Genomic DNA, 13,429 nt, shown 5'->3' with positions numbered 1-13,429 from the left:
AAAATGCACCGCACGATCACACGTTCTTATTCCTAAACTGCCCCCTCCTCACCTGAAAAAAATAGACATGAGTATTAAATCAGACAAGTGGATACGTCACATGGCCGAACGGCATGGCATGATCGAACCTTTCGAACCTGGGCAGGTGAAAGAAATGGGGGGGCAGCGTATCGTATCCTATGGCACATCAAGCTACGGATATGACATCCGCTGCTCGGACGAATTCAAACTTTTCACCAATATCAACAGCACGATCGTCGATCCGAAGAATTTTGACGCCAACTCTTTCATCGAGCTGAAGAGCGACTACTGCATTATTCCACCAAACTCTTTTGCGCTAGCACGGACCGTGGAACATTTTCGCATCCCGCGCAACGTTCTGACGATTTGCCTTGGTAAATCCACCTATGCGCGATGTGGCATCATTGTCAACGTCACCCCACTGGAACCTGAGTGGCAAGGCTATGTTACCCTGGAATTTTCCAATACCACACCATTACCGGCAAAAATCTACGCCAATGAAGGCGTAGCCCAGGTAATTTTCCTGGAATCTGACGAAGTATGTGAAACCTCTTACCATGACAGGAGTGGAAAATACCAGAACCAGACTGGAGTAACCCTGCCCAAAATATAAATTCCAGCTGGAATTTAAAGCCCGTCTCTTTGACACCAACGCGTAGATAAAATATAAAGCAGGGTGGATGGCAGAACCTCCATCCGTTATTTTTCACGAACCTTACCGGGACATTCATTCAATGGCAACCTGTCCTCAAACCATCTGGCGTAGCCCATCCGGCGAGGTAGTCGCATGTGTGGAAAAGATCAAGGTACTGAACGAAAATATGGAAGAAATTCGCCAGATATGCCAAGATGCGCTGGAAGACGCAGTGCTCATGGGGTGCGACGAACAGCAGTTCCGCGCGGCGCTCATCGATTTGGTCCAGTCCTTGATTAACCCCTATTTACCCGAAAACTGACTAGCCCATTGTGACTGCAGGAATTATAATCTGGCCCGGCTTAAACACCTCTAAAGCATATAACCAACACCCTTATTTCTGCTAACGTAACTCCAACCCATCGTTGCCAGCTTCTCGTTATCCGATCCGGCCCCATCCTGTTACCCCCGAACAATTCTCCAGCAAGGAGCACTGTAATGAAATTTAATTTCCCCATTATCATTATCGACGAAGACTTTCGCTCAGAAAATTCCAGTGGCCTGAGTGTACGGGCATTGGCAAGCGCCATCCAGAAAGAGGGCATGGAAGTGCTGGGCATAACCAGCTACGGGGATTTAACGTCGTTCGTTCAACAGCAAAGCAGAGCTTCTGCCTTTCTGCTGTCAATCGACGACGAGGAATTTGGCGGCGGCAGTCTGGAAGAAACGACTATCGCGTTAAAAAACATACGCGCCTTCGTGGAAGAAATACGCTTCAAAAATGCCGATATTCCAATTTATCTCTACGGCGAAACACGTACATCACGCCACATACCCAATGACATCCTGCGCGAATTGCACGGATTCATCCATATGCATGAAGACACCCCGGAATTTGTAGCGCGCCACATCATCCGCGAGGCCCGGTTATACCTGGACTCGCTCGCGCCACCGTTTTTCCGCGCACTGGTCAACTACGCCCAGGATGGCTCCTACTCCTGGCATTGTCCCGGCCACTCCGGGGGCGTTGCCTTCCTGAAATCTCCGGTAGGCCGGATGTTCCACCAATTTTTTGGTGAAAACATGCTGCGCGCAGATGTATGCAATGCCGTCGATGAACTTGGCCAGCTGCTTGACCATACTGGGCCTGTGGCGGCCAGTGAGCGCAATGCAGCACGTATCTTCAACTGCGATCATCTTTTCTTTGTAACGAATGGAACTTCCACTTCCAATAAAATTGTATGGCATTCCACAGTCGCACCGGACGATATCGTAGTGGTGGACCGCAATTGTCATAAATCCATTCTGCATTCCATCATCATGACTGGTGCCATCCCCGTGTTCCTGATGCCGACACGCAACCATTTCGGTATTATCGGACCCATTTCACTGGACGAATTCAAGATGGAAACAATCCAGCGCAAGATTGATGCCAATCATTTCATCAAAAACAAAAAACAAAAGCCACGCATCCTGACGATCACCCAGAGCACTTACGATGGCGTGCTATACAACGTAGAAACACTCAAACAAATGCTGGACGGGCAAATTGATACCCTGCTTTTTGACGAAGCATGGCTCCCGCACGCCGCTTTCCATGATTTCTACAGGGACATGCACGCAATAGGCCAAAACCGCCAGCCATGCAAGCAATCCATGGTATTTTCTACACAGTCAACCCACAAGATGCTGGCCGGACTGAGCCAGGCATCACAGATCCTGGTACAGGATAGCGAGGCAAATAAGTTGGACCGCGACTGTTTTAATGAAGCCTACCTGATGCATACTTCTACCAGTCCCCAGTATGCCATTATCGCATCATGTGACGTTGCTGCCGCCATGATGGAACCTCCTGGCGGCACAGCCCTGGTTGAAGAATCGATTGCTGAAGCGCTAGACTTTCGTCGCGCCATGCGCAAAGTTGGAGAAGAATGGGGGGCGGACTGGTGGTTCAAGGTCTGGGGGCCCGACTATCTCTCCGAGGAGGGCATGGCCGCACGCGAAGACTGGATGCTGAACACTGACGATCGCTGGCATGGCTTCGGCAATCTGGCCCCTGGATTCAACATGCTTGATCCAATCAAGGCTACAATTATCACCCCCGGGCTGGATGTAGACGGAGACTTTGCTGACTCCGGCATCCCTGCTGCCATCGTCACTAAATACCTTGCAGAAAACGGTGTGGTGGTGGAAAAAACCGGCCTCTATTCATTTTTCATCATGTTTACGATCGGGATTACCAAAGGGCGCTGGAACACCATGGTAACCGAATTGCAGCAATTCAAGGATGACTACGACAAAAATCAGCCATTATGGCGCGTTCTGCCGGGATTTGTCACCCAATATCCACGCTATGAGAAAATCGGTCTGCGCGATCTTTGCGACCATATTCACGGCGTATACAAAATCAATGACGTAGCACGGCTAACAACGGAGATTTACGTTTCCAACATGGAACCTGCCATGAAACCTTCCGATGCCTTCGCCAAAATGGCGCACGGTGAAATCGACCGCGTTTCGATCGACGAACTGGAAGGACGCGTCACCAGCGTGCTACTGACACCTTATCCACCCGGCATCCCGTTGCTCATCCCAGGCGAACGATTCAATAAAACCATCGTTGATTACCTTAAGTTTGCACGCGATTTTAACCAGATGTTTCCTGGATTTGAAACCGACATTCACGGCCTGGTGGCCAACGAAAATAATGAAGGCCCCCGCTACTATGTGGATTGCGTGAGACTAAACAACTAGAGCAAAAATAATACGCCTTGATCAAGAGCCCATCAGATTTTGGGGCAATGCGAATTACAGACGTGTGTGCGATCTATCCAGTGAGTCACGGTATATTTTCCATGTTTATCCCCAAAACCAAGCTCGCGCTCCTGGAAAACCAGACTCCCGGATCATGCCGGAATCGATGAGGTCGGCAATCTCCGATCTCATCGATTACTTCCTGCGATAAGTCACAAAATGAAATTCCAGTTTCTGTGGTGTCTCCTGACTGCACCGCTCCCGCACTGATTCCAGCCATGAATTTTTATCCAATTCCGGAAAATATGCATCCCCCGCCATGTCCTGCTGAATCTCGGTAAGGTAGATTATGTCCGCCAGCGGCATGGCCAATGCATAGAGCTCCGCGCCACCGACAATAAAAATTTCATCATCCCCGGCACAAGCCTTAAACGCTTCCTCCAAAGAATGCACCACGGCACACCCATCCATTTTTAACGCACGATTGCGCGACAGGACCACAGTAGTCCGTCCGGGCAGCGGCTTACCGATGGAATCATATGTCTTGCGCCCCATGATCATATGATGCCCCATGGTAAGTGATTTAAAATGCTTGAGGTCTGCAGGAATACGCCAGGGCAGGGCATTATTGAGCCCAATGACCCGATTCCTGGCCATAGCTACGATAATTGAGAGGCGACTCTTCCTCTCCTCCCGTTCCTTACCCATCATACTGCCACTTTAGCCTGAATCGCAGGATGCGGATCGTAACCTGTCAACGTAAAATCTTCATACCTGAAAGCAAAAATATCTTTCACCTCGGGGTTAAGACACATCACGGGGAGCGCACGCGGTTCACGCGCCAGTTGCAGCCGCGCCTGCTCCAGATGGTTGCTGTACAGATGCGCATCCCCAAAAGTATGGACAAAATCACCTGGTTTCAGGCCACATACTTGCGCCACCATCAGGGTTAACAGTGCATAGGATGCGATATTGAACGGCACCCCCAGAAATATATCCGCGCTGCGCTGGTACAGTTGACAGGAAAGCCTGCCATCCGACACATAAAACTGAAACAGAATATGACAGGGGGCCAGCGCCATCCGATCAAGTTCGGCCACATTCCAGGCCGAAACAATCAACCGGCGTGAATCCGGGTTATCTTTAATCTGCTCCACCACCGCCGCAATCTGGTCAATGACAAGCCCGTCCCCCGCCGGCCATGAGCGCCACTGCATGCCATATACCGGCCCAAGGTTGCCTTCTCCATCTGCCCATTCATCCCAGATCCGGACACCATGTTCCTTAAGATACCGGATGTTGGTATCGCCCTGTAAAAACCAGAGCAGTTCATGAATAATGGATTTCAGGTGACATTTTTTGGTCGTGACCAGTGGGAAACCCTGCCCCAGATCAAATCGCATCTGGTAGCCGAAGATGCTGATCGTGCCGGTTCCGGTGCGGTCACTCTTCTTTGCACCATGATTCAAAACATGCTTTAACAAATACAAATACTGACGCATAGAAATTCCGCGAGAATGAATAACAACTGTTTGTATAATGCCGAACAAACCATGACCCAGTGAGACCCTAATGCTAGCACAACTCAGCCTCTCGCCAGCTACCCCCCATGACCCTGTCAGCCAGCACATGCTGATATTACTGCCGAAAGAAAAAAAATTACCCCGGAACTTGCCGCAGGATACCCTGCTCAAGGCTGTACTGGCACGACGCGGACTCAAACCGGATGAACTTGCCAGCACACCCGTTTCTGCGAATACCCCCAGCGGGGGCCTGATTACATGGGCCATGCTGGATTTTTCCAGAGAAATTTTTAGCCTTCAGACCCAGGTTCGCAAGGCCTTGCAACTCCTGCTGGAAGAGAAACCAAAAAACCTGGCCATCGTGGTACTCGGAGAACCGGACCAGCGCCGGCAGGCAGCAAAACTCGCTGTGTATGCCTCTTGGGTAAATGGCTCTCTTTTGCCGGATCACAAGAAAAAAAGCGATCAAAAACCACTCCAGAACATTGAGCTCTATGGCTTTGACGACAAACTGGCCTTTGTATCCCTGAAGGCACAGGCAGAAGGCAGCCTGCTGTGCCGGGAACTGACCATCCTTCCTCCTAACGAGCTGACGCCTACCCAATACCGGGCCAGAATAAAAAAACTTGCAAAAGAACAGGGATGGGAACAGAACGACTATGACCTGAAAAAACTGCGCAAGCTTGGTGCTGGAGCCTTTGTGGCTGTGGCTCAGGGCAGCGAAGATGAAGACGCGGCAATCGTACATCTGCGATATACCCATCCCGAGGCCAGGCAAACAATAGGACTGGTTGGCAAGGGCATCTGCTTCGATACTGGCGGACACAACCTGAAGCCAGCGCGCTACATGCACGGCATGCACGAGGATATGAACGGTTCAGCCGTTGCACTTGGCATCCTGCTGGCCGCTTCAAAAAACGCAATGATGGTGAACATCGACTGCTGGCTGGCGATCGCACAAAACCACATCAGTCCGAAAGCCTACAAACAAAACGACATCGTAACCGCCCTGAACGGGACGACCATTGAAATTATTCACACCGATGCCGAGGGCCGCATGGTGCTTGCAGATGCTCTCACCCTGGCATCGCGCGCCAAGCCGGACCTGATCATTGATTTTGCCACTTTGACCGGAAGCATGGCGATGGCCCTTGGTGCGCGCTACAGCGGTGTGCTCGGAAACCGCGATGAACTATTACAGCGTGCAATCAGGGCAGGCAAGGACAGCGGAGAGCGGCTATGCTCCTTCCCGCTGGATGAAGACTATGAAGCGGCACTGGACTCGAAAGTTGCTGATATCAAACAATGCACACTGGATGGCGAAGCCGACCACATACTGGCCGCCCTGTTCCTGAAACGCTTTGTCGATAACATCCCCTGGCTCCATATTGATTTATCCTCCAGCCGTTGCGAAGGTGGACTAGGCATCGTGACTGGTGAAGTAAACGGATTTGGCGTGGCATGGGGGCTGCAGATGCTGGAAAAGCCTCTTCCTGCCAGTTAAGCGGGCGATTCCATCGCAGGAAGAAAGCACCATCCCAGTTCAATTACACTCGGGATTACAGTCAGAAAACCAGCCTGAAACAAAAAAAGCCCGGCATTTTAATGCCGGGCTTTTTCTCATCCAGAACCGATTATGGAGTCTGGATATTAGAAGCTTGCTTACCTTTAGGACCTTGAGTCACGTCAAAGGTAACTCTTTGACCTTCCTGAAGTGACTTAAAACCGTTCATATTGATTGCTGAAAAGTGCGCAAATAAATCTTCGCTACCATCATCTGGAGTAACAAAACCAAAACCTTTTGCATCGTTAAACCATTTAACTGTACCAGTTGCCATGTGAATTACTTCCTTAACTAAAAACGGGGGAACTTCCCCGCAAAACTATTTGAATCGAAGATTGCACATGGAAAACCAGTATCGCAAAAACTTTGAATCAAACACCAGACTGTCTTATACACGTGTTCTGTAAATATAGCAAAGATAATTTAAAACACTCACAAAACCAGGCAGCCAGATACGGCATTAGAAATACCTCATTTTGCCTTGGCTGGCTAATTCAAATCTGGACTGTCATGCCAATAACCCAGTAACGCGCGAATTTCCCTATTGCCATAAATAAAGCCGCATGCCATAAATTGAGCCTGAGCCACCCGGCAGCCAGGCACATTGCATCACCTAGCAAGGGTACCCAGGCAAGCAGCAGCACGGGCGAACCAAAACGCCGTAATTTCTCCACATGCCTGAGTTTCTGCGTTTGGGGTAGCACCCAGCCCATGCCGAACGAAACCATACCACCCAGAGTATTTCCTAAAGTACCCAGCAAGAGCGCTGTCCAGAACGACTCCGGATACCATTTCAGCACACTGATCAGCGCTATTTCCGACCCCCCGGGCAGCAAAGTAGCAGCAAGAAAACTCCCAATAAAAAACGATAACAGACTGACGGATTCAGCCATGCTCAGAAAACCGGTGAATTCTGCCGGACATCCCTACCCTGTGAAACTCAATACCGGAAATCAAAACCTGATCGCCGAGAACACTTTCTTTGCCAGGTTGCCCGTTGCTTCCAGCGGATTGGCACGAATCGCCTTTTCCTGCTCCGCCATCATCAAATACAAACCATCCATCGCCTTACGGGTAATATAATCATCCAGGTTGGCATCCCCCGGATTGATCATGCCGAGCATCGCGCCTTTTGCAGCAAACTGATTATAGGTTTCTGCAAGTTTCACTTTCTGCATGGAAGCAGCTATAACCGGCTTGAATTTTCCAGCCAGCGCAGTTTCCGTATGCTCGCGAAAATATCTGGTAGCCGCATCATTTTCTCCCGTCAATATCTTACTGGCATCTTCCACGCTCATATTATTCACGGCACCGATCAGAAGATCCTTCGCTTCCGGGGCTGCTTTTTCGGCAGCGCGGTTTATTGAAGCGGTTAAATCGTCAGCATACGCACCCATGCCAAATGTACGCAACAAGCCATCTGCTTTTTGCAGGTTTTCCGGCAGAGGAATGCGCACCTTGTCATTTCCAAGATAGCCATTCTCCCGGGCGAGGCTGGAGACAGCCGTTTCCGCCCCCTGAATCAGCGCCTGCTTCAAGCTACCGACTTGCTCTCCGGTACTGAAACCGGATAATTTATCCACAGGTTTGCCCGTATTCTCTTGCTTGGTATCCGGCAAAACGGGATCTACCGGAATGCCGAGTTCCTTATTGATAATCGCGCCGAAATCAAATGCGAGTGCCGGAGCGGCAGAATAGGCGATCACACAAACCGCAATACCTTGAATCATACGTTTGAACATTGGGACGTTTCTCCTGAAGAAGAAGGATTAGCATTCACCATCCAATGCAATAAAATCTGATCTGGTGAAAATGCCGTTTCCTATCGAGTCTAACATGACAAAATGGTAAAAAACATATTTGTAATCACAGGTCGTTTTTCCATATTGATTTGTGCAATACAATTAACGGTATCTTTTTTCTATTTTTCATCCTGGGAAAATGCCATCCTGTAACCTTCGAAACCTGCCATATCCCGTGCAGGACCATCCAATTTATCTGGAGCCCATATGAGCGAACCGCTACTAATCGCTAAAAATGACAAGCAAGAACTTTTCCTGTTGCCGCAAATGGCCAATCGCCACGGACTGATTACCGGAGCGACCGGAACGGGCAAAACAGTCACCCTGCAATCGCTGGCGGAATCTTTCAGCAGAATCGGAGTGCCGGTGTTTGTTTCCGATATCAAGGGGGATCTATCCGGCCTGAGCAAGACGGGAGGAAACAACCCAAAGGTTACCGAAAGAGTAACCCTGCTTCAGCTGGAAAATTTTTCCCATCGCGCCTATCCGGTTGCATTCTGGGATGTATTCGGAAAACTTGGCCATCCCCTGCGTGCTACCATTTCCGATATGGGTCCATTGCTGCTCGGACGCATGCTCAATCTGAACGAGGTACAACAGGGTGTTCTGGAACTGGTATTCAAAATCGCAGATGACAACGGACTCCTTTTGCTTGACTTGAAAGATTTAAGGGCAATGCTGCAACACGTCGGAGAAAACGCCGCCGGTTTCAAAACGGAATACGGCAATATTTCCGCCGCCAGCATCGGAGCGATTCAACGCGGCCTGCTACAGATTGAAACGCAGGGAGGCGACCGTTTTTTTGGGGAACCGATGCTCGACATTGCCGACCTGATGCAGACCGATGAAAATGGGTTTGGAATGATTAATATTCTGGCTGCCGATCATTTGATCTCTGCTCCCAAGGTTTATTCGACCATGCTGCTGTGGCTGCTTTCAGAGTTATTCGAAAATCTGCCGGAGGCCGGGGATCTTTCCAAACCCAGACTGGTATTTTTCTTTGACGAAGCCCATTTGCTGTTCGACGATGCACCGGATGCGCTGCTCACCAAGATTGAACAAGTGGTGCGCCTGATCCGTTCAAAGGGAATAGGTATTTATTTCGTCACACAAAATCCGGCAGATGTTCCGGACAAGGTACTGGGCCAGCTTGGCAACCGCGTGCAGCACGCACTACGTGCCTTTAGCCCGCGAGACCAAAAAGCAGTTAAAGCAGCAGCTGAAACCATGCATGACAATCCATATCTGGATGAAGAAACAGCTATTACCACACTTGGCGTTGGCGAAGCGCTTGTTTCATGCCTGGACGAGAAGGGACGTCCGAATATGGTTGAACGCGCTCTGATTGTGCCACCACAGGCTCAAATCGGGCCGATCAATGAGGCTGAACGAGCCACCATCATCCAGCATTCCCTGCTTTTCGGTCACTATGAAAAAGTCATTGATCGCGAATCGGCCTATGAAAACATCAAAAAACGTACAACCACTCTAACGGAAAAAAACACCCTGCCTGATACTGCAGATTCCACAGAAACTGGAACAGGCAACGTGCCAGGGCTGGGAGGAATGCTGGAAGGACTATTGGGAAGCCGCACCTCCAGAAACCGTGAAGGAATCGGGGAAGCATTTGCCAAGAGCGCAGCCCGGGCCATAGGCTCATCCGTCGGAAGGCAAATCATCCGAGGCGTACTTGGATCGCTCCTCGGCAACAGGCGCTAATTCCCCCTGCCAGGCTCGTTTACAACCCTCTTTACCCGGGAACACAGGACATGATCATCCTGCCCGGGGAAATGTTTACTATCCATGGATATTCACATCCGTCTTCCACGCAGCAGGATCAGTCCCGCCTTATTTTTTTCGCGGCAGATACAAGTCGGTAATACTGCCCTCGGCAATTTCTGCTGCGAAGCCGACGGTTTCAGACAACGTCGGATGCGGATGAATCGTCAGACCAATGTCTTCCATGTTTGCCCCCATTTCCAGTGCAAGCACAGTTTCGGCAATCAGGTCACCGGCATTACGGCCCACAATACCGGCACCCAGGATCGATCCGGTTTGCGGGTCATGCAATAGCTTAGTCAACCCTTCTTCGCGCCCCATCGACAGCGCACGACCGCTCGCCGCCCATGGAAACACTGCTTTTTCGTAGGCGATCCCCTGCACATTGGCCTGTGTCTCCGTCAGACCCATCCAGGAAATTTCCGGATCGGTGTACGCCACCGATGGAATCGCGCGCGCATCAAAACTGGCCTTATACCCTGCAATCACTTCCGCAGCCACCCTACCCTCATGCGTTGCCTTGTGCGCCAGCATCGGATCACCCACAATGTCGCCAACTGCATAGATATGCGGCACATTCGTACGCTGCTGTTGATCCACCGGAATAAAGCCGCGCTCATCAACCGCCACCCCCGCTGCTTCCGCATTAATCTCCCGCCCATTCGGGCGGCGCCCTACAGCAAGCAGAATGCGATCATACAGCTGTGGCTGCGGAGCATTTTCCCCTTCAAAAACGACATGCAGCCCCTCTTCCTTTGTCTCGATCCTGGCGACCCGGGTCTTCAGATATATAGCTTCGTACCGTTTTGCAATGCGCTTGTGCAATACCCGGACAAGGTCGCGATCTGCGCCGGGAATCAGGCCATCCGCCAGCTCGACCATGGAAACTCTGGAACCAAGCGCATCATAAACCGTAGCCATCTCCAGACCGATGATGCCGCCGCCGATTATCAGCATGCGCCCGGGAATATCTTGCAGTTGCAATGCGCCAGTTGAATCCATCAGGCGCGGATCATCGTACGGAAAACCAGGAATACGCGCTACGCTCGAACCCGCTGCAACAATGGCATGATCAAACGTGATGGTTTTTACCCCCTCCTCCGTTTCCACAGCCAGCAGGTTAGGCGAACTGAATTTCGCAACGCCATGCACTACCTGCACCCTACGTTGCCTGGATAAGGAAGTCAGACCACCGGAAAGCTTGGCAACGATGCCCTCTTTCCAACTACGGATCTTACCGATATCGATTGCCGGCTTGCCAAAAGTGAGCCCTTGATACGAGACTTCCTCAGCCTCGTTGATCACATTCGCGACATGCAGCAACGCTTTGGAAGGAATGCAGCCTACATTAAGGCACACCCCGCCCAATCTGGAATGGCGTTCGACCAGTAGGACCTGCTTGCCCAGATCTGCAGCGCGAAAAGCCGCAGTATAGCCGCCAGGCCCTCCTCCCAGTACGACAACTTCCGCATGGAAGTCACCTTTTTTCAAGGCAGTTGGAATCGCATTTTCAGGAACTACAGGGGAAGAAATAAAATTTTCCGGGGTGGGCTGCCCGCCCGCGCCTGCCCCTAGGCTCCGGTCGGATACTAATGAAGCCGACTGTTCCTCTGCAACCTCTGCTTCCAGTATTACAATCGGATCACCCTGGCTGACCTTGTCACCCATCCTGGCTTTAATTTCCTTCACCCGTCCGGCCACCGGGGAAGGAATTTCCACGGTTGCCTTATCGGTTTCCAGCGTAACCAGTGGCTGCTCTGCCGCTACGCTATCGCCCGGCTTGACCAGCACCTCGATGATCGGCACATTCCTGAAATCCCCGATATCCGGCACATTTACTGCGGTAGTCTGTTTCATCCTATTCTTCCGTAATCATGACAGGCCGAAAGCCATGCCCCTTCCACTGGAGAAAAACCATACTGCTAGGTTCTGATCTGCCCACTCCCCAGCACGATATATTTCTGCGAGGTCAATCCTTCCAGCCCTACCGGTCCTCGCGCGTGGATCTTGTCAGTGGAAATGCCGATCTCGGCCCCCAACCCATATTCAAAACCATCGGCAAAACGCGTGGATGCATTCACCATCACCGAACTGGAATCCACTTCGCGTAAAAATCGCATCGCCCTGGAATAATTCTCCGTTACGATACTGTCCGTATGGCTGGAGCCATATGTGTTGATATGAGCAATCGCTTCATCCAGTCCAGCTACAATCCTGACGCTTAAAACCGGCGCAAGATATTCGGTGCGCCAGTCTTCCTCGGTCGCCTGAACCATGTGTGGAACCAGCCTACGCGCCATCTCATCCCCGCGCAGTTCCACCCCCCTGTCACGATAAATATCCGCCAATGATGGCAATACCTGCTCAGCCACGCTGGCAGCGACCAGCAGGGTTTCCATCGCATTGCACACCCCATAACGCTGGGTCTTCGCGTTATCTGCAATACGAATGGCTTTCTGCAAATCCGCCTCTTCATCAATATATACATGACAGATACCGTCCAGGTGCTTGATAACCGGCACCCTTGCTTCCTGCGAAATACGCTCAATCAGACTTTTGCCACCACGAGGCACAATCACATCCACATATTCCTGCATGGTGATGAGTTCACCGACCGCGGCTCGGTCCGTGGTGTCGATCACTTGCACCGCACTCTCTGGCAACCCGGATTCACGCAGGCCTTGCAGCACACAGGCCGCAATGGCCTGGTTGGTATGAATTGCCTCCGATCCTCCGCGCAAAATAGCTGCATTTCCGGATTTCAGGCATAAGCCCGCTGCATCCGCAGTCACATTGGGCCGCGATTCATATATGATGCCAATCACACCGAGCGGCACTCGCATTTTCCCGACCTGGATACCCGAAGGACGAAATTTCAGGTCGTTGATTTCACCTATGGGATCAGGCAATGCAGCAATCTGCAACATCCCTTCTGCCATGCTGCGTATGGACTTGTCCGTCAGGGTAAGGCGATCAATTGAGGCAGCATCCATGCCATTCGTGTGCGCAACAGAAATATCCTTGACATTCGCAGCAATCAATCGGGAAGACCCGCTTAGGATTGCAGCAGCCATTTTTTCCAGACCGAGATTTTTCTCAAGCGTAGCTGCTTGCGCCATGATGCGTGAAGCGGCTCTTGCCTGCTTGCCAACCTGCTGCATATATGTTTTTATGTCATCCATTGATACCCCCTCATCATCCAGGTGTAACCCTTCGTCCTCTGAAAAAACCGCACAACCCGGCTGAATCCCGGCCATACTGCCAGATGACGGAAGGCACTGCGCTTCTTTTTCATAGAGCACATTTTACCACTGCACTTCAGTTAAAATGCACACCTTGTCTATTAGGGTCT

The 13,429-nt window shown here is 51.0% G+C and carries 12 protein-coding genes; 5 read left to right on the top strand and 7 right to left on the bottom strand.

Annotated features, from left to right (window positions below; all coding sequences use genetic code 11):
* The first annotated feature begins 67 nt into the window (after positions 1–67).
* From dcd to KJA68_RS03805, 3 genes are all read left to right on the top strand, one after another.
* Positions 68–634, top strand: coding sequence for a dCTP deaminase (dcd, locus tag KJA68_RS03815; RefSeq protein WP_213035613.1), 567 nt, complete (start codon positions 68–70; stop codon positions 632–634).
* A gap of 67 nt (positions 635–701) precedes the next feature.
* On the top strand, positions 702–977 hold the full coding sequence (locus KJA68_RS03810; RefSeq protein WP_420887625.1) for a hypothetical protein: 276 nt from the start codon (positions 702–704) through the stop codon (positions 975–977).
* 176 nt (positions 978–1,153) lie between these two features.
* Complete coding sequence (locus KJA68_RS03805) at positions 1,154–3,409, top strand: arginine/lysine/ornithine decarboxylase (RefSeq protein WP_213035612.1); 2,256 nt, start codon at positions 1,154–1,156, stop codon at positions 3,407–3,409.
* A 195-nt stretch (positions 3,410–3,604) separates the two neighbouring features.
* Here KJA68_RS03805 and KJA68_RS03800 read toward each other — a convergent pair whose 3' ends face one another.
* Together KJA68_RS03800 and KJA68_RS03795 are read right to left on the bottom strand one after the other, a co-directional pair.
* Entirely contained in the window at positions 3,605–4,120 is a 516-nt protein-coding gene (locus KJA68_RS03800) for a dihydrofolate reductase (protein WP_246487050.1), read from the bottom strand.
* A complete protein-coding gene (locus KJA68_RS03795) occupies positions 4,117–4,911 on the bottom strand; it encodes a thymidylate synthase (protein WP_213035611.1) in 795 nt (264 codons plus the stop codon). Before KJA68_RS03795 ends, KJA68_RS03800 begins: the two co-directional genes overlap by 4 nt.
* Before the next feature lie 70 nt (positions 4,912–4,981).
* Here KJA68_RS03795 and KJA68_RS03790 point away from each other — a divergent pair, with 70 nt between their 5' ends.
* Entirely contained in the window at positions 4,982–6,436 is a 1,455-nt protein-coding gene (locus KJA68_RS03790; protein WP_213035610.1) for a M17 family metallopeptidase, read from the top strand.
* A 130-nt stretch (positions 6,437–6,566) separates the two neighbouring features.
* On the opposite strand, the gene KJA68_RS03785 is transcribed toward KJA68_RS03790, so the two are convergent.
* The 3 genes from KJA68_RS03785 to KJA68_RS03775 all read right to left on the bottom strand — a co-directional run bounded on the left by KJA68_RS03785 (position 6,567) and on the right by KJA68_RS03775 (position 8,238).
* Positions 6,567–6,770: a cold-shock protein gene (locus KJA68_RS03785; RefSeq protein WP_213035609.1), complete on the bottom strand. Its 204-nt coding sequence runs from the start codon at positions 6,768–6,770 to the stop codon at positions 6,567–6,569.
* A 220-nt stretch (positions 6,771–6,990) separates the two neighbouring features.
* Positions 6,991–7,389, bottom strand: a complete 399-nt coding sequence (locus KJA68_RS03780) for a YqaA family protein (protein WP_213035608.1) — start codon at positions 7,387–7,389, stop codon at positions 6,991–6,993.
* 60 nt (positions 7,390–7,449) lie between these two features.
* Positions 7,450–8,238 carry a DUF4197 domain-containing protein gene (locus KJA68_RS03775; protein WP_246487049.1) on the bottom strand — a complete coding sequence of 263 codons (789 nt, stop codon included), beginning with the start codon at positions 8,236–8,238 and terminating at the stop codon, positions 7,450–7,452.
* A gap of 267 nt (positions 8,239–8,505) precedes the next feature.
* On the opposite strand from KJA68_RS03775, the gene KJA68_RS03770 reads away from it, so the two are divergent.
* Positions 8,506–10,017, top strand: coding sequence for a helicase HerA-like domain-containing protein (locus KJA68_RS03770; RefSeq protein ID WP_213035607.1), 1,512 nt, complete (start codon positions 8,506–8,508; stop codon positions 10,015–10,017).
* Between the two features lie 129 nt (positions 10,018–10,146).
* Here the strand turns inward: KJA68_RS03770 and lpdA are convergent, their stop codons facing one another.
* Together lpdA and KJA68_RS03760 are read right to left on the bottom strand one after the other, a co-directional pair.
* Positions 10,147–11,934, bottom strand: a complete 1,788-nt coding sequence (lpdA, locus tag KJA68_RS03765) for a dihydrolipoyl dehydrogenase (RefSeq protein ID WP_213035606.1) — start codon at positions 11,932–11,934, stop codon at positions 10,147–10,149.
* 65 nt (positions 11,935–11,999) lie between these two features.
* Positions 12,000–13,259 (bottom strand): glutamate-5-semialdehyde dehydrogenase, encoded by a 1,260-nt coding sequence (locus tag KJA68_RS03760; protein WP_213035605.1) that lies wholly within the window; start codon positions 13,257–13,259, stop codon positions 12,000–12,002.
* Between the last annotated feature and the right edge of the window lie 170 nt (positions 13,260–13,429).

It is taken from the genome of Candidatus Nitrotoga fabula (genome assembly GCF_905221025.1).
GTDB lineage: Bacteria > Pseudomonadota > Gammaproteobacteria > Burkholderiales > Gallionellaceae > Nitrotoga > Nitrotoga fabula.
Note: the sequence above shows the minus strand (reverse complement) of the source record. Positions and strands in the feature narration are given on the sequence as shown.